The sequence below is a fragment of the Rossellomorea sp. GQ25 genome (assembly GCF_059758515.1).
This window is the reverse complement of the sequence record NZ_JCAXEQ010000005.1, coordinates 308,786-329,780: the sequence shown is the minus strand read 5'-3', so window position 1 is coordinate 329,780 and position 20,995 is coordinate 308,786. Positions and strand designations below refer to the sequence as shown.

At 41.5% G+C, this 20,995-nt stretch carries 24 protein-coding genes and 1 riboswitch; of the genes, 19 read left to right on the top strand and 5 right to left on the bottom strand.

Annotated features, from left to right (window positions below):
* The first annotated feature begins 33 nt into the window (after window positions 1–33).
* From AC6CIB_RS17365 to AC6CIB_RS17350, 4 genes are all read left to right on the top strand, one after another.
* Window positions 34–756, top strand: a complete 723-nt coding sequence (locus AC6CIB_RS17365; RefSeq protein WP_498282767.1) for an SDR family oxidoreductase — start codon at window positions 34–36, stop codon at window positions 754–756.
* A 163-nt stretch (window positions 757–919) separates the two neighbouring features.
* Window positions 920–2,035 (top strand): GAF domain-containing sensor histidine kinase, encoded by a 1,116-nt coding sequence (locus AC6CIB_RS17360; RefSeq protein ID WP_498282893.1) that lies wholly within the window; start codon window positions 920–922, stop codon window positions 2,033–2,035.
* 12 nt (window positions 2,036–2,047) lie between these two features.
* Complete coding sequence (locus tag AC6CIB_RS17355; RefSeq protein WP_498282765.1) at window positions 2,048–2,683, top strand: response regulator; 636 nt, start codon at window positions 2,048–2,050, stop codon at window positions 2,681–2,683.
* A 21-nt stretch (window positions 2,684–2,704) separates the two neighbouring features.
* Entirely contained in the window at window positions 2,705–3,244 is a 540-nt protein-coding gene (locus tag AC6CIB_RS17350) for an NADPH-dependent FMN reductase (RefSeq protein WP_498282763.1), read from the top strand.
* 232 nt (window positions 3,245–3,476) lie between these two features.
* Here AC6CIB_RS17350 and AC6CIB_RS17345 read toward each other — a convergent pair whose 3' ends face one another.
* Entirely contained in the window at window positions 3,477–3,731 is a 255-nt protein-coding gene (locus tag AC6CIB_RS17345) for a YhdB family protein (RefSeq protein WP_044337863.1), read from the bottom strand.
* A gap of 160 nt (window positions 3,732–3,891) precedes the next feature.
* On the opposite strand from AC6CIB_RS17345, the gene AC6CIB_RS17340 reads away from it, so the two are divergent.
* The 4 genes from AC6CIB_RS17340 to AC6CIB_RS17325 all read left to right on the top strand — a co-directional run bounded on the left by AC6CIB_RS17340 (window position 3,892) and on the right by AC6CIB_RS17325 (window position 7,994).
* On the top strand, window positions 3,892–4,200 hold the full coding sequence (locus AC6CIB_RS17340; protein WP_498282761.1) for a DUF3889 domain-containing protein: 309 nt from the start codon (window positions 3,892–3,894) through the stop codon (window positions 4,198–4,200).
* A gap of 429 nt (window positions 4,201–4,629) precedes the next feature.
* Window positions 4,630–5,820, top strand: a complete 1,191-nt coding sequence (locus AC6CIB_RS17335; protein WP_498282759.1) for an MFS transporter — start codon at window positions 4,630–4,632, stop codon at window positions 5,818–5,820.
* Between the two features lie 287 nt (window positions 5,821–6,107).
* Window positions 6,108–7,520 carry a SpoVR family protein gene (locus AC6CIB_RS17330; RefSeq protein WP_498282757.1) on the top strand — a complete coding sequence of 471 codons (1,413 nt, stop codon included), beginning with the start codon at window positions 6,108–6,110 and terminating at the stop codon, window positions 7,518–7,520.
* 129 nt (window positions 7,521–7,649) lie between these two features.
* Complete coding sequence (locus AC6CIB_RS17325) at window positions 7,650–7,994, top strand: hypothetical protein (RefSeq protein WP_498282755.1); 345 nt, start codon at window positions 7,650–7,652, stop codon at window positions 7,992–7,994.
* A gap of 40 nt (window positions 7,995–8,034) precedes the next feature.
* On the opposite strand, the gene AC6CIB_RS17320 is transcribed toward AC6CIB_RS17325, so the two are convergent.
* From AC6CIB_RS17320 to AC6CIB_RS17310, 3 genes are all read right to left on the bottom strand, one after another.
* Window positions 8,035–8,664, bottom strand: a complete 630-nt coding sequence (locus tag AC6CIB_RS17320; protein ID WP_498282753.1) for a YczE/YyaS/YitT family protein — start codon at window positions 8,662–8,664, stop codon at window positions 8,035–8,037.
* A 172-nt stretch (window positions 8,665–8,836) separates the two neighbouring features.
* Complete coding sequence (locus AC6CIB_RS17315) at window positions 8,837–9,088, bottom strand: hypothetical protein (protein WP_498282751.1); 252 nt, start codon at window positions 9,086–9,088, stop codon at window positions 8,837–8,839.
* Between the two features lie 134 nt (window positions 9,089–9,222).
* Window positions 9,223–10,548 (bottom strand): hemolysin family protein, encoded by a 1,326-nt coding sequence (locus tag AC6CIB_RS17310; protein ID WP_498282749.1) that lies wholly within the window; start codon window positions 10,546–10,548, stop codon window positions 9,223–9,225.
* A gap of 306 nt (window positions 10,549–10,854) precedes the next feature.
* Between AC6CIB_RS17310 and AC6CIB_RS17305 the strand changes: the two genes are divergently transcribed.
* From AC6CIB_RS17305 to AC6CIB_RS17285, 5 genes are all read left to right on the top strand, one after another.
* Entirely contained in the window at window positions 10,855–11,184 is a 330-nt protein-coding gene (locus AC6CIB_RS17305) for a hypothetical protein (RefSeq protein ID WP_498282747.1), read from the top strand.
* 174 nt (window positions 11,185–11,358) lie between these two features.
* Entirely contained in the window at window positions 11,359–11,730 is a 372-nt protein-coding gene (locus tag AC6CIB_RS17300; protein WP_498282745.1) for an ArsR/SmtB family transcription factor, read from the top strand.
* Window positions 11,720–13,831 (top strand): heavy metal translocating P-type ATPase, encoded by a 2,112-nt coding sequence (locus AC6CIB_RS17295; protein ID WP_498282743.1) that lies wholly within the window; start codon window positions 11,720–11,722, stop codon window positions 13,829–13,831. Before AC6CIB_RS17300 ends, AC6CIB_RS17295 begins: the two co-directional genes overlap by 11 nt.
* Window positions 13,832–13,841: 10 nt before the next feature.
* The gene (locus tag AC6CIB_RS17290) at window positions 13,842–14,735 is read left to right on the top strand and encodes a cation diffusion facilitator family transporter (RefSeq protein ID WP_498282741.1); all 894 of its coding nucleotides are present in this window, start codon (window positions 13,842–13,844) and stop codon (window positions 14,733–14,735) included.
* Between the two features lie 137 nt (window positions 14,736–14,872).
* On the top strand, window positions 14,873–15,058 hold the full coding sequence (locus AC6CIB_RS17285; RefSeq protein WP_181778105.1) for a Fur-regulated basic protein FbpA: 186 nt from the start codon (window positions 14,873–14,875) through the stop codon (window positions 15,056–15,058).
* Between the two features lie 56 nt (window positions 15,059–15,114).
* Here AC6CIB_RS17285 and AC6CIB_RS17280 read toward each other — a convergent pair whose 3' ends face one another.
* Window positions 15,115–16,017: an aldo/keto reductase gene (locus tag AC6CIB_RS17280; protein ID WP_498282739.1), complete on the bottom strand. Its 903-nt coding sequence runs from the start codon at window positions 16,015–16,017 to the stop codon at window positions 15,115–15,117.
* Window positions 16,018–16,103: 86 nt separating this feature from the next.
* On the opposite strand from AC6CIB_RS17280, the gene AC6CIB_RS17275 reads away from it, so the two are divergent.
* The 6 genes from AC6CIB_RS17275 (at window position 16,104) to AC6CIB_RS17250 (ending at window position 20,919) form a co-directional block, all read left to right on the top strand.
* Window positions 16,104–17,009, top strand: a complete 906-nt coding sequence (locus AC6CIB_RS17275) for a phosphotransferase enzyme family protein (protein ID WP_498282737.1) — start codon at window positions 16,104–16,106, stop codon at window positions 17,007–17,009.
* A 77-nt stretch (window positions 17,010–17,086) separates the two neighbouring features.
* Window positions 17,087–17,197, top strand: a riboswitch (TPP riboswitch).
* 160 nt (window positions 17,198–17,357) lie between these two features.
* Complete coding sequence (locus AC6CIB_RS17270; RefSeq protein ID WP_498282735.1) at window positions 17,358–18,341, top strand: ABC transporter substrate-binding protein; 984 nt, start codon at window positions 17,358–17,360, stop codon at window positions 18,339–18,341.
* A 12-nt stretch (window positions 18,342–18,353) separates the two neighbouring features.
* The gene (locus tag AC6CIB_RS17265; protein WP_498282733.1) at window positions 18,354–18,647 is read left to right on the top strand and encodes an MTH1187 family thiamine-binding protein; all 294 of its coding nucleotides are present in this window, start codon (window positions 18,354–18,356) and stop codon (window positions 18,645–18,647) included.
* A complete protein-coding gene (locus AC6CIB_RS17260) occupies window positions 18,644–19,405 on the top strand; it encodes an ABC transporter permease (RefSeq protein ID WP_498282731.1) in 762 nt (253 codons plus the stop codon). Before AC6CIB_RS17265 ends, AC6CIB_RS17260 begins: the two co-directional genes overlap by 4 nt.
* 1 nt (window position 19,406) lies before the next feature.
* Window positions 19,407–20,144, top strand: coding sequence for an ABC transporter ATP-binding protein (locus AC6CIB_RS17255; protein WP_498282729.1), 738 nt, complete (start codon window positions 19,407–19,409; stop codon window positions 20,142–20,144).
* Complete coding sequence (locus AC6CIB_RS17250) at window positions 20,137–20,919, top strand: TatD family hydrolase (RefSeq protein ID WP_498282727.1); 783 nt, start codon at window positions 20,137–20,139, stop codon at window positions 20,917–20,919. The genes AC6CIB_RS17255 and AC6CIB_RS17250 overlap by 8 nt, the downstream gene beginning before the upstream one ends.
* Window positions 20,920–20,995: the final 76 nt, after the last annotated feature.

Sequence of the window (20,995 nt, the reverse complement as noted above, 5' to 3'; positions counted from 1 at the left end):
AAGGGAAAAAACAGTAAGAAAAGGAGAATCACAATGTTAAAAGATCAAGTGGCAATCGTAACAGGCGCATCAAGAGGAATCGGGAAAGAAATTGCTCAGCAATTTGCAAAAGAAAATGTAAAACTTACCTTAGTAGGAAGCTCTGACAGCATACATAAAGCAGTTGAAGAGTTAAAAGCATCCGGAATTAAGGATGTGATCGCTGTCCAGGGAGACGTATCCAAGGAAGCAGACGTACAGCGCATGATTGCTGAAACCATTTCGGCATACGGAAGAATCGATATTCTGGTTAACAATGCCGGTGTAGGCTTTTTTAAACCAACGGAAGAAGTAACGGCTGATGAATGGAAAAACATATTCGATGTAAATGTTCAAGGTGTGTTCTTATGTTCTAAAGCCGTATTACCTCATATGAAGGAACAGAAATTCGGCACGATCATTACGATTTCATCTGATGTAGCTCGGTATACGATTCCGAATGGCTCTGCCTATGTAGCAACGAAATACGCGGTGCAAGGTTTCTGTGGTTCACTGGCACAGGAAGTAAGAGAATACGGAATCCGTGTCGGAACGATCAACCCGGGTATGGTTGACACATACTTCGCCGATTCCACACAGGGACTTCCGGAAAAGGAAGACTGGCTGAAAGTGGAAGACATTGCAAAGTCAGTCATCTACATGGCGTCAGCACCCAAGCATTTGCTCATCGATGAAATCAAAATTCACCCATTTGCCCAGCAATATCCGATTGCGTAGGAATGAAACAAGAGATGTGTGTTGGCGCATCTCTTGTTTTTTTGTCTGGGATTGGAACATATGTTTTCAGTCAAAGGTCGTAGAACGTTTCATTCTTTTTGAGAATACCGGTTTTGTGTAAAATCTATATAATAGTAGTGTAGGATCGGAGAGGACGATGAAGATGAATCAAGAATCCCTTTCAAATATCGAACTTTTGAAAGAGATAGCCGAATTGCTGAACAATGAAACAGAGCTTTCTTCCATGCTTTCAGGTGCAGTGAAGAAGTTGATCAGAGGAACAAGCTTCACGACGGGTTGGATTTTCTTTATTGAAAAGGATGGCAGGCACGAGCTTGTCTCCTATGAGAATCTCCCGGAATCACTATCTGACCGAAAATGTGAGCTGATGAAAAAGGGCGGCTGCTGGTGTGTCAATCGCTTTCGAAATGGAAAGCTGACGAAAGCATCCAATATCATCGAATGTCAGCGGATTGAGCAGGCCATAGAAGAAAACAGAGGGGATACGGATGAAATAACGTATCATGCAACCGTCCCTCTTCAGTCCGGAAATGAATCCTTTGGGTTATTGAATGTCGCAGCTCCGAATAAGACCCACTTTTCAACGGATGAACTGGCTCTTCTGGAATCGGTTGCCTTTCAAATTGGCTCGGCCATTAAGCGGATTATGCTGACTAAGAAGGAGCAGGAAGTTGCTCTTATTGGCGAAAGGAACCGACTGGCAAGAGATCTTCATGACTCTGTGAACCAACTGTTGTTTTCGCTTACGTTAACGGCAAGAGGAGGAGCGGAGATGACCAGGGAAGAGGAAGTAAAGGATACCTTCAAGACCATACAAAATCTTGCCCAGGAAGCGCTATCGGAAATGCGTGCCCTCATCTGGCAATTAAGACCCCATGGTTTGGAAAATGGAGTGGTGGAAGCGGCTAAAGGATACGCAGACATGCTCGGTTTAGCCCTTGAAATGAAAGTAGAGGGAGTTCTATCCCTAAGCTCTAAAATTGAAGAAGTATTGTGGCGTGTCAGTCAGGAAGCATTGAATAATTGTAAAAAACATTCGGGTGAAAAGAACATATTCTATACATTAAAAAGTGAAGCACAATCGATTCGATTAACGATAGAAGATAAAGGATACGGATTTCAATATGACAGGAAACAGTCCTTACCGTCAGTAGGAATCCAAGGTATGAAAGAGCGTGTGAAAAGCATTGGTGGAGAACTGACGATAAACAGTCAACTTGGAAAAGGAACGAGTATTTCAGTTCAAATACCCTATTAGGAGGTGCCATGCATGATCAGAGTGTTAATAGCGGATGACCATCATGTTGTACGGAGAGGCCTCGTATTTTTTTTGAAAACACAAAAGGACCTGGACATCGTGGGTGAAGCGAAGAATGGTGCAGAAGCCGTTCAATTAGCTCAAATATTGGAACCGGATATCATCTTGATGGATTTAATGATGCCCGTCATGGACGGGGTTCAAGCAACAAAGGAAATTAAAAAGAATCAACCCGCTATTCAAATACTGATGCTCACCAGCTTTTCCGATCAGAATCACGTGATTCCGGCCATAGAAGCAGGAGCAGCAGGGTACCAATTAAAGGATATTGAACCCGATGAATTAGTGAATAGCATCCGAAAGCTTTTATCCGGGGAAAACTCTCTTCATCCTAAGGCAACCAACCATTTACTTACCCGGATCTCCAGAAAAGAGCCGCCACACAAAATCCATGAGCTCACCAAACGGGAGAAGGATGTTTTGATTGAGCTCACGAAAGGGAAGAGTAATAAAGAGATCGCTTCGAGCCTCTTTATAACGGAAAAAACCGTCAAGACTCATATCTCAAACATTTTTTCCAAGCTGGAAGTATCCGATCGAACCCAAGCGGCTTTGTATGCCGTTAAACATCAATTGACATCAAACTAAACCGGAAAGGATTTTTCTAACATGAGTATTGTAATTATTAACGGAAGTCCAAGAAAACGAGGGCGTACTGGAATTGCATCACGATTCATTGCCCGGATGTATGACTTTGACCTTATTGACTTAAGTGATGGATCACTGCCATTGTACACCGGAGAACAGGATCAATCAGAGCTTGAAACTGTTCAATCACTTAAACAAAAAGTGAAGGAAGCAGACGCCGTCATTTTAGCTTCCCCGGAATATCACAGCGGTATGAGCGGGACATTGAAAAATGCACTCGATTTCTTAAGCAGCGAGCAATTTGCCCACAAGCCAGTGGCACTTCTTGCATGTGCCGGTGGAGGAAAAGGCGGGATCAACTGCTTAAACAACCTTCGCATCGTCGGCCGTGGAGTGTATGCAAACGTCATTCCGAAACAGCTCATCCTTGATCCACACTGCTTTGATTATGAAGGGGACGGACTTTTAGAAGAACCTGCTAAATTAGTCGATGATCTGATAAGGGAACTGAAGGTGTATGTGAAAGCGGCTGAGCTAGTGAAAAGTGAAATTTCGTCTTAATGGGGGAAACTGGCATTGTGTCGGTTTTTTTTTCTTTGTGGATGAATGGAGAGTGTACCAGGTGAAGAACGCTGAAAATGTACCAGGTACAAAACCACTAAATTGTACCAGGTACAATCCGCGACAAATGTACCTGGTACAAACAACCGTGGCTCTATACATACTAAAATAATAAAAGCTGATCCAATAGCGCATACTAATTGGATCAGCCGTAGGTGGAATTCTCTTTTTGTTACATCTCTGCAAAGGTTTCCTCAAGTGGTTGCTCGACACTATAGGTGAAGTTTGCATGTTCAATATATCGTAAAAGCGTATATAGGTTACGTTCTACAACCGTGTAATCATTTGAAAAATGATACGCATGTAAGAAGTGTTCAATTCTTTTTGAAAGAAGGTCATCCTTCGTTCTCACCATGAGGATCAACAGGTTATCCCATTCTGATCGATGAGTGTAATACAAGGCCCGATCGTAATCGACTTTGTTCACTTGGTTTCCCTCCTTTTGAAGGGGTAATCATATTGTATGGAAAAACCCGCTTTTATTTCTCTGTAAAAGTTGGTTATGTTGCATTTGTTGGTTTTCCTACTATTGGGTGAATAAATAAGTGAATTTAATTCATCCTATTAATGAAACGTAAACAGAGGTGATGATAATAAAGAAAGCAATAGTGATCGCATCAACCGTATTTTTTCTTTTATTTTCAAGTCATGCATATGCTCAACCAACGGATTATGAAAAATTTGGCCGGATTGCCACAGCCATCATTAAAGAGGATTATCCTGGTCAGCCTGTAAAGGATTATCAGTACCAGGGCCGAAAAAAAATGACCGAAAACAAAGTGGCTGATTCATTCGAATTTACCGTTCAAGAGAACAGTGCAGAGAAGAAGGTACGTGTAGTCGTAGTACACGATCTTGATAATGAAAAAGTACTGAACATTACGGTGCAGGAATAGGCGCAACAGATAAAGTCTTCTTAAAGGGAGGCTTTTTTTGTTCGGATTGTGAGCGTGCAGTCTAAAGCAGGGTATTTAAACATTAACACGAGACATTGTTCACCATTTAAACAAGTTTCCCCGAAAGTGGCACAACAAACGGCCAAAGTGGCACAACAAAGCGTGAAAGTGGCACAACAAACCAGGATTTTAGCACAATAAACCAAGCTATAGAGTAAATATACTTTATGAGGTATGTTAAATTCGCCACAATTTAACACCCCAACAGCGTATTGATTATAAAATAAAGTATTCTCTGCAAAAATTGAAACTATTTGCTAAAATAAACCTATACATAAATCGTTTTTTATTTTTGAAAGGGGTTCTTTGTTCCAATGTGATGCATTCTTTTCTCACCTAAATAAAAACTGAATAGAGGGAGGAAAAGATATGCATTCCAATGCATTTAGAAATCTGTGGTTCGGTCAGGCTTTGGCGAATATGGGGGATGTGTTGTATATCATAGGATTAATCTCCCTTGTTTACAATTTAACAGGATCAGCTATTTACATGACGGCCGTTCCTTTGGTGATTACGTTTTCGAGGTTCATAAGCAGTATGGCGGCACCTCTTCTGCTGAATCGCATGCAAATGAGGAGTTTAATTGCCTATTCTCAAATGGGGAAAACACTCTTTCTATGCTTCTTTTTGTTGTTAATGGTACTTAATATTGAAAATGTGTGGTTCTTTTTAGGGTGTGCGAGTATCATTTCATTCTTAGATGGATGGGCATTGCCTGCCAGGAATTCGTATGTGCCTTTTCTTGTGAAACGGGAAGAGTTGATGGGAGCGAACGGGTTTTTATCAACCGTCGATCAGACGATCCAATTTTCAAGCTGGGCATTAGGAGGAATTCTATTATCACTTATTCATGAAACGAATCTTTTTATCTTCATCATCGTCTTGTTTCTCGCCAGTACGTTGTTTATGATGAAGTTGCCTGTTATCCCAAGTACCAGCTTAGAAGTGAGAAAAGTTTGGTGGCAGCAGCTTGGAGAAGGATGGTCAGAAGTTAGAAAGAGAAAGGGATTAGTTCCCGTGTTTTGGATCTATGGGTTAGAGTCGATTTCAGGCACCGTTTGGATTGCGGCTGTTTTGTATTTGTATGTTGATCTGCAGTTGCTACGAGGAGAAGAATGGTGGGGGTTCATCAACTCCAGCTTCTTTATCGGCTTGGTTCTTGCTTCGTATTTGATTTTTAAGCTCCACGGCTTGTTTTCAAAGCACAGGCATAGATGGCTTCCGATTTGCATGGTCTTTACGTCCAGTGTGACACTCGTCTTTGCCTGGAATAAGGTTGCGCTCCTTGCACTCGTTTTATCCTTTGGGTTCGGTTTGTTTGATCAAATAAAAAATGTCGTTCTTCAAACGTATTTGCAGGAAAGTGCACCACCTGAAGAGCTTGGGAAAATCTATGCTGCCCAAGGAGCTTTAACAACTTTATTGTTCGGTCTTTCTTCGGTGGGGGTAGGGCTGCTTCTTGAAGTACTTAGTATTTCAATGATTTTCTCCCTATCAGCAATCTTACTGACAGGTAATCTTATTCCAGTTATGCTGCTTCAAAAGAATTTCCGGACATAACATTGATAAAAAAGCTGTTCCCATCTCGTGATAGGGATCAGCTTTTTTTTGTCGACCTCCCCTTATGCTTGTCGCCTCTACCAAAGCCCTTCCGCTTTTCTTTTTGTCCAGCTCCGCCGGGTAGTCCCTCGAGTCATAAGTCTAGGTCGCCAAAAAGGCAAAAAGCCGCCTTTTCAGCGACCTAGACTTATGCTTGTCGGGCCTGACCAACCCGGCTCCGCTTTTCTTCTCATCAAATCCCTCTTCTCTTCATACATTTAGATAAGAGTATAAAGAGGGGGATGACGATGAATTTAGAGGAACAAAGGCAGTTACAAAATGCGATAGGGGAAATTACTGAGATTGCAGCCGGGTTTGGTCTTGATTTTTATCCGATGCGTTATGAGGTTTGTCCTGCTGAAATTATTTATACATTCGGTGCTTATGGGATGCCGACCCGCTTTTCTCATTGGAGTTTTGGAAAACAATTTCATAAGATGAAGCTTCAATATGATTTGGGTTTAAGTAAAATTTACGAGCTCGTGATTAACTCGGATCCTTGTTATGCTTTTTTATTGGATTCGAATTCGCTTATTCAGAATAAGTTGATTGTTGCCCATGTGTTGGCCCATTGTGATTTCTTTAAGAATAATGTGCGATTCCAGAATACCAAGCGGGATATGGTTGAAAGTATGGCGGCTACGGCAGAGCGGGTGCGAAAATATGAGGTCGAGCATGGGAAGCAGGAGGTTGAAAACTTCCTCGATGCCGTGCTTGCCGTGGATGAGCATATTGATCCGTCATTGATGCGTCCGAAGCTGTCGTGGACGATGGAGGATGTGGAATGGGTAGAGGAAGAAGTAAGTCATGCGACTCCTTATGATGATCTGTGGTCGTTGGATGAAAAACCGAAGAGCAGAGAGAAGAAAAAGGTGAAGAAGAAGTTTCCTCCACAGCCTGAAAAAGATGTTCTTCTCTTTATTGAGCAGTACAGCAGGGAGTTGTCTGACTGGCAGCGTGATATATTGACGATGATGAGGGAAGAGATGCTGTATTTCTGGCCGCAGCTTGAAACGAAAATCATGAATGAAGGATGGGCTTCATATTGGCATCAGCGAATCATCCGTGAAATGGATTTGACGAGTGGTGAGTCCATTGAGTTTGCCAAACTGAATGCAGGTGTTGTACAGCCTTCCCGTACGCAGATTAATCCGTATTATTTAGGATTGAAGATTTTTGAGGATATTGAAGATAGTTTCGACAACCCTACGGATGAGATGAAGAAGCGTGGGGTGAAACCAAATTCAGGCCGTGAAAAAATGTTTGAGGTTCGTGAGATTGAATCTGACATTTCCTTCTTACGGAACTATTTAACGAAAGATCTTGTTATGAGAGAAGATATGTATTTGTTCCAGAAGCAAGGAAAGGACTATAAAATCGTCGATAAGGAATGGACTCATGTACGGGATCAACTGGTAGGCATGAGGGTGAATGGGGGGTTCCCTTACATTACTGTGAATGATGGGGATTATATGAAGAGCGGCGAGCTTTATCTTAAGCACTGGTTCGAAGACGTTGAGCTCGATATTAAGTATTTAGAAAAGGTTTTACCTTATCTGCATCAGCTTTGGGGAAGACCGGTCCATATCGAAACGCATGTGGAGAACCGAGATATGTTATTTACGTATGATGGGCGAAGCGTGCAACGTAAATACTTGTAAATGGGGAGAGCAGTTCCAGGTGAAATCCCGGGACTGCTGTTTTCTTTTTAAACTAAAGGGGTTCTAAATAGATGGACTGGCTTATACCATAATAAGAGAGGTTATTTTAAACTTTAGGAGGAGAAGGGAATGGCAGATGTTGAAGTCTTTATCGGTGATTTAACGGACCAGACATTTCACTATGAAGGGGGAGACTGGAATCATAATTACCCGAAAAGGATAAGTCCATTTTTTCCTAGAGGGTATGATCTCTTCTTCTCCCTGTTGGATGGCATTTACTATAAAAAAATAGAAGGCAGGCAAACGGACTGGGGAAGTCATACCTGTTTGATGTACCCTGATGAGATGCTGACGGTCTTGGAAGATTACTATAAGCGGGATATGGATAATGAACAGGTGCAGCAATTATTTCAGTTCATCAAGCAGCTCGACCCCTATCGACAATATGGTTTAGTCGCATGCGAGATGTCATGAAATAGAAAAGGACAAACTGCCTTTTGGCAATTTGTCCTTCTTACATACTTAAATGATTTTCATTTGAAAAACGGGTATTGAGTCTTTTGGTAAAGAACAGGAATGCCTTTTGGAAAATGGGACTTTGAATAAAAGTATAAATAATTGTGAAAACAAAGACAGGTCCGCCAAGGAGGAGTCCTATAAGTAAAACTCCACATTCACATATGATACGCACCCTGCTGATGGATAAATTGGTCAAATCTGAAATGGTCAGCATAAACCCATCACGTGGACCCGTACCCAGGTGAGCAGCTGAGTACAATCCTCCGCCTATCCCCATTAAAATAATCGCCGATAATAGAATCAGGATATCCGCCACTACGTTCGTTTGTGGTGGCAGCAGATCGAAATACAGAAAAAAATCCACCAACATGCCAACCATTACTCCGTTAAGAATTGTCCCGATTCGAACATATTTCCCTTTCAAAACCAGGGTGCCTGCAATCAGGGTGGCACCGACAATTATATTCCACGTTCCAATCGTTAAGCCGAACTTCTCAAAAAGTGCAATGTTTAACACATCCCATGGATGGATTCCTAAGTATTGCACTTTGATGGACATACTGATCCCATAGCTGAAAATAAGTAACCCTATTACAAAATAGCTTATTTGCCAATAGATTTTCATAGTGTCTCCTTTGAAATAACAGTCATCACTCTATAACAATATTTTACAACGAAAAGGTTTATGAAGATATGGTTTGTTTTTCGTTTAGTAGAGAGAGGGCTAAGGTCCTGAAGAAAATGTACGTACTTTAAAGGAGAAAATATATGGAGAGTAGGAATAAAGGTGTGAATACTCAGATATTTATATTATCTGGGAGGGTTATAATTGACAGCGCTTTCGATGGTCGATAGAGTTTTAGTAAGATTGAAATGATTTCTGCAATCGTAGGAATAAGCAGCCCGACAACAGCTACATCCAAATACGAATCTTTATGGGTTAGCCCTGTTAAGGCAAATAAGGTCAGGAGTGCACCGTTATGATGCAGAATCGATGCTCCTGATGAAATGGAAGCAGTTCTATGGAATATACCACTCGTTTGAGTCAACTCATAAAATTTATCTCCCAAAGACTCTAGGGCAATCCCATTCCTCCTAAAGCAGATCCAGTAATAGCTGCAAGCGTTGAACAGCTATGGCTTCAGAAATGACGGGGGTTCATTAAGAAAAAAAGAACGAGCCGTTAATCGGACTCGTTCTTTTCATTATGACTGCCATCCATTTTGGTAACTTCTAAATATTGAATATGATGACCATCGATTTCTTTGACCCTGAAGCAATATCCTTGTTCCTGGATCCTGTCATTCATCTTCACTTCGTACTTCTGAGTCAAGAACCAGCCTCCGATCGTGTCGACCTCATCTTCTTCAATGGAGATGCCAAGAAGGTCATTTACATCTTCAATGAGCATCACGGCGTCAAAGATATAATGATCTTCTTTCACCTTCTGCACTTCAGGAATTTCATCGATATCAAACTCGTCCCGTATCTCTCCGACAATTTCTTCAATGATGTCCTCAACCGTGACAAGACCAGCAGTTCCACCGTATTCATCCAGGAGTACCGCCATTGGCGACCGTTCTTTCTGAAGTTTGACGAGTAAGGCTTGAATAGGGATGGTTTCGATGACGCGAATCACAGGCTTGATAAAGGAAGTTAAGTCTTCATGTTCCTCTTTGTGGGTCACGAGTGTTGTCAGCACTTCCTTCACATTCACAATGCCGAGAATATTATCTTTATCACCTTCCACGACAGGATATCTCGTATAGCGTTCCTCTTTAATGATGGAGAGGACTTCATCAATGATGGAATCTGAGGATAGAGTCACGATATTCGTTCTCGGAACCATGATTTCTTTTGCGATTCGTTCGTCGAATTCAAAAATTTTGTTTACGTACTTGAATTCGGATGAATTGATTTCCCCACTCTTGTAGCTGTCGGAAAGAATGATCCTAAGTTCTTCCTCAGAATGGGCAATTTCATGTTCAGAAGCGGGTTTTAAACCGAATAACCCCGTGAACACTCTAGCAGAGCCGTTTAATGTCCAAATGAATGGATAAGCGAGTCGATAAAACCATATCAATGGTCGTGCAAATAATAGAGTGACTTTCTCTGCTTTTTGAATGGCAAAGGTTTTCGGTGCCAATTCTCCAACCACCACATGCAAAAAGGTAATGAGTGAAAATGCGAGTCCGAATGAAATGATGCTTGTAATGGAAGTATTTAAATCAAGTTTCTCAAACACGGGATGAAGTAATGTTTCAATAGTCGGCTCACCTAACCACCCAAGTCCGAGGGCTGTGATGGTTATGCCTAACTGACAAGCGGAAAGGTATTCATCTAAATGGGAAATGACCCTTTTAGCAGCAATGGCCTTTTGATTTCCTGTAGATACCAGCTGATCGATACGAGAGCTTCTTACCTTGACAATGGCAAACTCTGATGCAACGAAGAAAGCAGTCAGAGCAATTAAAATAGCAACGAGAAATAAATTAAGTAGAATGTCCAATGAGCAGAAGCTGTAGAAAGGGAGTGAATCGCAGGACCCTTCTCAGCTTCAAACACCTCCTGAATAGAAAAGTCATGGTTCCGTAAAAAATGAAGCAAGATAGCACTTGAAATCCGGGTGCAATGAGTATATCCTTTTAAAAGTATCACATTCTTATTCGTATCCAAAGTTCGTTGCAATGTGTAGGTCGTTCGGTTATTGTTAGAAATAACAATTTTTCCAAAATGATGGATGTTTTCATCATAAAGAATAGAATTAGACAATACAAGGATACGAATCAATGGATAGTTGGAAAGGAGAACGATTATGGCAGACGTGTTTAACCAAGGATTTGTTGTAGCCCTTATCATTGCCTTTTCGGTTTATGTCATCTTAAGAGGAATAGCTATTTTCTTTGGCAAAGCAGGAAAAGGCTATCTGGAAAATATTCAATCCCAAACAGGACGTTTATATCTGCAATTAATTGGTGGCTACTATATATTATCAGGCGTACTTGGCCTGCTTATTCCACGATTAGACTGGAAAACAGAAGACATATACTTTGCAATTGCAATTTTTGCGATTTCATCTGTTGTTTTCTGGGTAACACTGGATCTCTTTATGAAACGTGATCGGAAAAAGCTTCAACAAAATTAATATGTAGTTTTCATTAGCTCTGGTTATAGGCCAGGGCTTTTTTTAGTGCCCGGAATTCATCCAACGAGTGAATTCATACCTGAAATTTCTTCTCATTCAAAAGAATGTTTGAACATTATTAGCGTTTCTTATACTATATTCAAAAGAGTATTTGAATGTTAGAGGGGTGACGAGATGAAAGAGACGGATGTATGTGAAGTAGCGTGTGTAGAAGATGAAAAGGTCAATCGCTTAAAATCAATAATTTTATCACAAAATACCTCTAAGGTAGCTGAAATCTTTAAAGCACTTTCTGATCAAACAAGAGCGAAAATTGCGTATGCACTTACCATCGAAGAAGAACTATGTGTATGCGATGTGGCAAATATTGTGGATGCTTCAACAGCGACTGCATCCCATCATTTGCGTTTATTAAAAAAGCAGGGGTTGGCCAAATTCAGAAAAAAAGGCAAGCTCGTTTATTATTCCTTAGACGATCATCATGTGAAACAGTTAATTGAAATTGCGTTGACTCATCAAGTGGAGGTGGAGGAACGTGACCAGTAAACCAGCCCATAAACAAACCTACCGGGTCGAAGGGTTTACGTGTGCGGGTTGCGCGGCGAAGTTCGAGAAGAACGTTCAGCATCTCGACGGAGTGGTGGATGCAAAAGTGAACTTTGGAGCAGCCAAGATTACAGTATACGGAGAAACCACGAAGGAATCGGTGGAAAAAGCAGGAGCATTTGAAGGACTTCGCTTAACAGAAGACGGATTGAGAAAACAAGAGCAAGGAAAAGAACCTACTTACAAGAAATATAAGCATTTACTTTTTTCAGTTTTCTTTATCCTACTTGCTTATTCTTTTTCATTTACAGAAATCGATAACAATCAAATCCTCTCTACTCTTTCATTTGCAACAGCCATTGTTGTAGGGGGATTTCGGTTATTTCAAACAGGATTCAAAAACTTACTCAAATTAGAGTTCGATATGAGGACCTTAATGACGATTGCCATTATTGGGGCAGCGTTTATCGGGGAATGGGGTGAGGGAGCCATTGTCGTTCTCCTATTCGCCATCAGTGAAGTGCTGGAGTCGTACTCCATGGATAAGGCCCGTGAATCGATTCGTTCACTCATGGATATTGCGCCACCACAAGCCCTCATCATTCGGAATGGAACCGAGCTGCTTGTTGATGCAGAGGATATTGAGGTCGGTGACATGATGATCGTGAAGCCCGGTCAGAAGATTGCCATGGATGGTGATATTGTTGAGGGATCTTCTTTTGTCAATCAGGCAGCGATCACAGGAGAATCTGTCCCTGTGGAAAAGCTTCATGGTGATGCTGTATTTGCAGGCACGTTAAACGAAGAAGGGTACTTAAAGGTTAAGGTAACGAAGCGAATTGAAGACACGACTCTCGCCAAGATTATCCATTTAGTGGAGGAAGCACAGGGAGAGAGGGCACCTTCCCAAGCGTTTGTGGATGTATTCGCTAAATATTATACACCGATTATTATGGCCATCGCTTTACTTGTGGCTATCATTCCACCACTGCTCTTTGCAGGGGAATGGTCGACATGGGTCTATCAGGGACTATCCGTCTTAGTGGTGGGTTGTCCATGTGCCCTGGTCATTTCAACTCCGGTGGCGATCGTAACCGCTATAGGAAATGCTGCGAAAAATGGCATTCTTATAAAAGGCGGGGTGCATTTAGAGGAGTTAGGAAGATTAAAGGCCATCGCCTTTGACAAAACTGGTACTCTCACAAAAGGAACACCCGAAGTGACTGATGTCATCCTACTAGGTGATGCAGAGGAAGAAGAGTTGTGGATGAAGATGGCTGCATTGGAATTCCACTCCCAGCATCCACTTGCTCACGCTTTTCTGAAAAAGGCGAAAGAGCTGAACATTGAGTATGGGGATTGTGAAGTGGTTGAATTCCAATCCCATACAGGAAAAGGAATCAGTGGCCGAATCGGTGAGGATAGATACTTCATTGGAGCGGAGAGCCTTTTTGCTAATACCCCTTCTACAGAAGTGGTAAGCCTTCAGAGTGAAGGGAAAACGGTCATGGTATTCGGAATCAATGATACTCCATTAGCTCTTGTTGCCGTGGCAGATGAAGTGCGGGAAACAAGTCGCGAAATCATCGACAGCCTTCATCATTTGGGTATTGAGCAAACGGTGATGCTGACTGGAGATCATGAAAATACGGCCAGGTCGATCGGAAGAAGAATAGGGGTCAAAGAAATCAAAGCAGGCCTGCTGCCACAAGATAAATTAGACTTTGTCAAACGTTATATGAACACGTATGGAAAAGTCGCAATGGTAGGGGATGGTATTAATGACGCCCCTGCACTGGCAACCTCAAATGTAGGAATTGCCATGGGTGGAGCAGGGACAGATACAGCTCTGGAAACGGCAGATATCGCGTTAATGAACGATGACCTTAAAAAACTGCCATATATCATCCGCTTAAGTCGAAAAACGCTTACCATCATCAAACAGAATATCTCGTTTGCGATTGGGATCAAGCTTCTTGCTTTATTACTTGTCATCCCAGGTTGGCTTACGTTATGGATCGCGATTTTTGCCGATATGGGAGCAACATTACTCGTAACATTGAATGGTCTCAGGTTATTAAGAGTCAGAGAACGAAAGTGAGGGATGTGATGTGGGTCACCACCATAGTCATGGACACAATCAGAATAAGAAAGTGTTACTTATCAGTTTTCTATTTATCTTTACCTTTATGATCGTGGAAGTCATAGGTGGAATCTTCACGAATAGTCTTGCTCTTCTTTCTGATGCAGGACACATGCTTAGTGATGCAGCCGCTTTAGGTCTTAGTTTGGCAGCCTTTTACATTGGTGAGAAGTCGTCGGATAAAGGGAAGACATATGGGTACAAGCGATTTGAAATACTAGCGGCGTTTATTAATGGAATCACGCTGATTCTCGTTTCCCTTTATATTTTCTGGGAGGCTTACCGTCGATTTGTTGATACACCTGTGGTTTCTCCAAGTATGATGATCATTGCCATTATTGGTTTGGTGGTAAATTTGATCGTCGCATGGATTTTAATGAGAGGGGATACGGAGCATAATTTGAATGTCCGCAGTGCGTTTCTGCATGTGCTCGGTGATATGCTGGGGTCTGTAGGTGCCATCATAGCCGGACTCTTGATCTATTTCTTTAATTGGAACCTTGCAGATCCGATTGCATCTGTTATTGTGGCGATTCTTATCGTGATATCCGGATGGAGGGTCACGAAGGATTCTATACACATCTTGATGGAAGGCTCACCAGCGAACATGGATACCGACAAAGTGAAAAAAGGTATGGCCGATGTCACGGGAGTCATTGAAGTTCATGATCTTCATGTGTGGTGTATCACTTCGGAATTCACAGCCCTGAGCTGTCATGTGGTGGTGGGAAAAGAAGTGGATCGAGATGCGATTTTATTAAAGTTATCCGAAATTCTTGAAGAGGAATTTGATATTCATCATTCTACCATTCAAGTGGAGGGGAGAAGTGTCACTGAGGGTCATCATCACGTTTGTACGTGACAGCTGTCATTTAGAATGAGAACGAAGTCTGTATCATTGTAATGATGTACATTTTCTACCTCCTATTCTTTCCAATGTGTAAGAGGATGTTTAGTCCACTCTTTAATTGGGGTATATCCACAACTGGAGGGATGAACATGTTACATCAAGAAAATAAATCACAGCAACAAAAGACACCCGAATTTAAAAAAGACTTCTATATTCAACAATTATTAAGGATTGGCGTATATAAATATTTTGGGAAGCAGCTATATGAGCTCTCAATGAATGAATTACAAGATGTTTATCTGGAATATTATGTTGGTGGAGATATAGCTCAATAAAAAAAGACGATCCTTTACATGAATAGGATCGTCTTTTTTGGTTGTAAACCTTACACTTAAGGAACATCACGCCCCATAGAAGTTTGCAGGATTTCAAACCATTGATCGTGATTTAATGTAATGGAAAGAGAGTTGATTGCATGTTGAATGCGTTCTTTTTTACCTGAACCGACGATAGGCATAATGTTTACGGGGTGATTAAGAAGCCATGCATATAGAACTTCATCAATTCCCTTTGCGCCTGTTTCTTCTTGGACCTTCTTCAATATATGTTGAAGACGAACGGCTTTCTCATCTTCTCCTCTGAAAATCGCCCCGCCTGCGAGTGGCGACCAGGCCATCGGCGCGACACGCTTCTCCTGGCAAAGGTTTAACGTACCGTCTTCAAAATTTTCTAAGTTGTATGCAGATAATTCGATTTGATTTGTGATCAATGGAAACGGTAAGTAGGATTGAAGCATATTCCATTGATGAACTTTAAAGTTGGATACCCCGAAATGCCGGACCTTTCCTTCCTCTTTCAATTGAGTGAAGGCTTCTGCCACTTCTTCTCCATTCATAAATGGATCTGGTCTGTGAATCAATAATAAATCGATGTAATCCGTTTTCAGGTTCTGCAGGGAGTTATCAACTGATGCTAAAATATGCTTTTTACTAGTGTTGTAATGATGTGTTTTATGTTCAGGACGATTGTCAGAAGGCAGGACAATACCGCATTTTGTCACAATCTCCATTTTCTCACGTAAGGATGGCTGAAGGATGAGAGCCTCACCAAATAACGTTTCACATGTATACGAGCCATAAATATCTGCATGATCAAAAGTCGTGATTCCGTTTTCAATATTGTGCTGGATTAAAGAAAGAGTGTCTTCCTTTGATTGATTCCAGTCTGCAAGTCTCCATAACCCATGAATGATTCTTGAGAATGATAAGTCTTCCGTCATTTGTATTCTTTGCATCTATGCAACCTCTTTTCATATGGTATGTAGACATTCTTTCATAGTCATACTAAACGTATATTACTATGTTTGGAAAGGAATTAAAAATGATTGAACCTCTTCATGATCTATTATTGAACTGGAAGGTTTCGCCTTCCTGCATAGAGACCGTGGGCAATCATCCGAATGTTTATAAGGTGAAGAGTCGGGAGAAAACATATTATCTAAAAAAGAGATTGAACTCTTCAGTGGAGAAGCGAATAGAAGAGCAGCTCTTAACTTCTTTTTTACTGGAAAACGGGCTTCCTGTTGAAAAGCCACTGTTAACATTCTCGCATCAGCCATATGTACAACAACATCAAGTTTTCTACTCCCTGTATCAAGCTCTGGAAGGAAAACCAGTACAAGTCTATTCCTTAACTTCTTTGAAAAAGGTGGGAACATACCTCTCTCAACTCCATGGCAGACTAGACCAATACGTCTGTAAATACGAGGTAGAGGAATGGAAAGTTGAAACACATTTGAGAGAGTGGATAGGCGGACAGGATTCTACAATGATAGAAAGGTGGGGAAAAGGGTTTCTAGGCAGACTAAATGAATGGTCTTTCTCCTATAGCAAATTGACCCATCAACTCGTACATAGCGACTGTCACCCGCGTAATATCCTTATGAATGAAGAAAGGGTGACAGGAGTCATAGATTTCGAGAGGATACGAAAAGCACCCCGCATAGCAGATGTCTGTTACTTTCTTGCAGGGATGCTCAAAGATCAGGTCAAGCAGGGGGAGGATGAGCAATTTGAATGTATCCATGCCTTTATGGGGGGCTATCAGTCCGATGGTACTTTAACTCAGGAAGAAAAGGAACTGATGCCATTCTTAGTTATTATCTTTCTTCTTCAATACACCTTTTTTTACAATCAAAAAGGATATTCACACGTTGTATCTACATACATTCCGTTCATTAACAGATTGGTAAATTCCGGTGTTTATGAGCAGGCCTTTCAAATGTAAATCTATTTAAGAGGAAATGCTTGAATATCCACCTTTTCTGTGGCAAAGTAGGGAAGAAGATAACGTTTAATTTCATAGTACAAGTGTAGGGGGACCGGTGTGGCCGGTTGAGATTGTATCCTGACAGATACTGACCCTTTGAACCTGAACTGGCTGATACCAGCGTAGGAAACATTCTCTTAAACATTACATAATCATGTTTAACGATGCGTCCCTCGCTGAAGCTAGGGACGCTTTTTTGTTGTTATGTCCTAATGTTCTAAGGTGTTATACATTCATTCTCTCTACTAAGTGAAGAATAGAGAATAAACGTTACAACTACATACAAGGATTTGAGGAGGAATCATGATGAAAAAATGGATTTATATCATCTGTTCTGTATTTCTTTTAACTGCTTGCAGTGGTGGAGGAAATACATCGGAACAGAAAGATGGTCTTAAAAAGGTTACGGTTGTACTGGACTGGACACCGAATACCAATCACACTGGTTTATACGTTGCGAAAGAAAAAGGATACTTTAAAGAGCAGGGGCTGGATGTTGATATCATCTTACCTGGTGAGGCTGGTGCAGATCAACTCGTTGCCTCGGGTAAAGCTGAGTTCGGAGTAGGATACCAGGAAAGTGTAACACAAGCAAGGGTACAGGACGTACCACTCGTATCTATCGCTGCGGTCATACAGCATAATACATCCGGGTTTGCCTCACCTAAGGATAAGGGTATAACGACTCCAAAGGATTTTGAAGGGAAAAGTTATGGAGGATGGGGGTCACCTGTAGAACAAGCCGTCATGACGTCGATTATGAAACAAGAAAACGCAGATGTAGAGAAAGTGAATTTTGTAAACATGGGAGATACAGATTTCTTTACTGCCGTGAAACGGGATGTTGACTTTGCGTGGATCTACTATGGATGGACAGGTATTGAAGCAGAGCTTCGCGGTGAGGATTTGAATATGATGTACGTAAAGGATTACTCTGAGAAACTGGATTATTACACTCCTGTCTTGACGACGAATGAAAAGATGATTGAAAAAGACCCTGAAACGGTTAAAGCATTTTTAACTGCTTCTTCAAAAGGCTATCAGTTTGCAATCGATAATCCGGAAGAGGCCGGTGAAATCCTTTTAGATGCAGCTCCGGATCTTGATAAAGAATTAGTCATGAAGAGTCAGGAATGGCTGGCTCCTAAATACAAAGATGACGCTGACAGATGGGGAGAGCAGAAGCTGGAGGTTTGGGAAAACTATGCTTCCTGGATGTACGATAACGACTTATTAGATAAAGAACTGGACAGTAAAAAAGCATTCACAAACGAATTCTTACCAAAATAAGAGGTGAACAAAATGGGGAACGCACTCGTGAGCATACAAATTATTCCAAAGACAAAAAATGGTGAAAGTGTTATACCATACGTGGATGAAGCCATCCGGATCATTGATAAATCAGGTGTCCGTTATGAAGTCCATCCATTAGAAACGACAATGGAAGGAAATCTATCTGACTTATTTAAGGTGATTGAACAAATGAATGAACGAATGATTGAAATGGGCAGCTCAAATGTCATTTCTCAAATCAAGGTATTATATCAGCCTGTCGGGATTGAAATGAATCAATTAACGGAGAAGTATAAAGGATGAAAGCATGGATATCGAAAGGATGGAGACCCTTCTTGGTCCTCATCCTTTTATTCATCATTTGGGAATTCACCATTAGAGTATTTGAGGTGCCGGCATGGCTAATGCCTTCACCTTCAGAAATATGGGCGGAAGGAGTCGCCTCATGGACCACGTTTACAGGACATCTTGCTTCGACAACTCTCCTCACGATCGGAGGATTTGTAATTGGATGTACGATTGGAATCGTGACAGCAGTAGGTCTGCACCTTCTTCCTAAAGTAAGAGAAGCGATATATCCACTTATGATTTTGTCTCAAAATATTCCGATTATCGTCTTGGCTCCTTTACTTGTTATCTGGTTTGGATTTGGACTATTGCCGAAAATCATTGTCATTACCTTGATCTGCTTTTTTCCGGTAGCGGTCTCGGCATTGGATGGATTCAGGCAGACGAACGCTGAGTACATCCTTTACATGAAAATGTCGGGAGCCACAAAAGGTCAAATTTTTCGAAAAGTTGAATGGCCGCATGCACTTCCTTCCATCTTCTCAGGGTTGAAAATTTCAGCTACCTATAGTGTGATGGGTGCGGTGATTTCAGAATGGTTAGGTGCCCAGAAAGGGATCGGTGTCTATATGACACTTGCCTCGTCTTCCTTCAGGACAGACAGGGTATTTGTAGCCATCTTTATGATTATGCTGCTCAGCCTGGTTTTCTTTGGCCTCATTTTGTTATTAGAAAAAATCATGATTAAGTGGAACCGAAAGGAGGACAGGTAGCATGACGACTTTATCCATACAAAATATGTCTAAATACTTTGATGGGGAGCTGATCCTAGATGAGCTTTCCATTCATGTTGAAGAAGGCGAGTTTGTGTCGATACTTGGTCCTTCCGGAAGCGGGAAAAGCACGCTATTTCATGTGATCGGTGGATTATTCACACCCGATTCAGGAGATATACGATTAGATGGAAAATCGATAAATGGTCAAAGAGGGACCATCAGTTATATGCCGCAAAGTCCGTCCCTCCTGCCATGGAGAACCGTGATTGAGAATGTGATGCTGGGCCAGGAGTTACATGGGAAGAGGGATAGGGATAAAGCATTGAGCATGATTGAACGGGCGGGCTTAAAGGGGTATGAGAATGCGTATCCAGATGATTTATCGGGAGGGATGAAGCAGCGGGTGGCGTTTATTCGTGCCCTTGTCAGTCCTCAATCTTTTTTATGTCTGGATGAGCCCTTTTCTGCCCTGGATGAATTCACACGATTGGACATGCAGAAATGGCTCCTTTCTATTTGGGAGGAGGATTTGAGTTCCGTTCTATTTGTGACTCATAATATCGACGAAGCCCTGTTCCTGTCAGACCGCATCATTGTATTATCGACTCGGCCTGCCAGGGTGCAGAAGGAGTTCAAAGTACCATTTCCCCGTCCCCGCGACAAAGAGATTCTCTTAACGGAGGAGTTTCTGAAATGGAAAACGAGCATTTTTGAGGAGCTTTCTCAATATGTGTAAACCATCCTTGGTTGATGCACATATTCACTTGGATTTATACGAAGGATATGAGCGTGATAAGATTCTGCAGGAACTTGAACTGTATTCTGTAGAAGCGCTCATATCTGTATCGTTCCACCTTCAATCGTCCAGGACAAATATAGAACTCTCAAGAAGAGATGCAAGGATCAAACCGGCTGCAGGATTCCATCCGGAGCAGGAACTGCCTCCAGAAAGAGAAGTTGAGGAGCTTCTATCATTAATTGAGCTGCATCAACAGGAAATAGTGGCGATTGGAGAAGTAGGATTGCCTTATTATAAAATGAAAGAACATCCTGTAATTGAAGTGGAGCCTTATATCGATCTCTTGGAACGGTTTATGATCGAATCAAAAAGGATTAACAAACCGATTATCCTTCATGCGGTGTATGAGCATGCACCCATCGTTTGTGACCTGTTAGAAAAGCACTCCATAGCAAAAGCACACTTTCATTGGTTTAAAGGAGATGTAGAGACCATTGAAAGAATGAAGGAAAATGGCTATTCCATCTCCATTACTCCTGATGTTCTTTATGAGAAGGAAATACAAGAGCTTGTTAAGAAGTACCCAATCGAGAGACTTATGGTGGAAACAGATGGTCCTTGGCGTTTTGAAGGCTTCTTCCAGGGAAGGATGACCCATCCAGGAATCATGCATCGGTCCATTGAAAAAATCGCCGAAATAAAACGCATCAAAGAAGCAGAAGTATATAAACAACTGTTTAAGAATACAACTGAATTTTATGGGATTTCCTAAATCAGGCTTCTCTTGCATCAATTGTGCAGGAGAAGTTTTTTATAAACATCTTTTACCATCATATTTATCAGGAAGA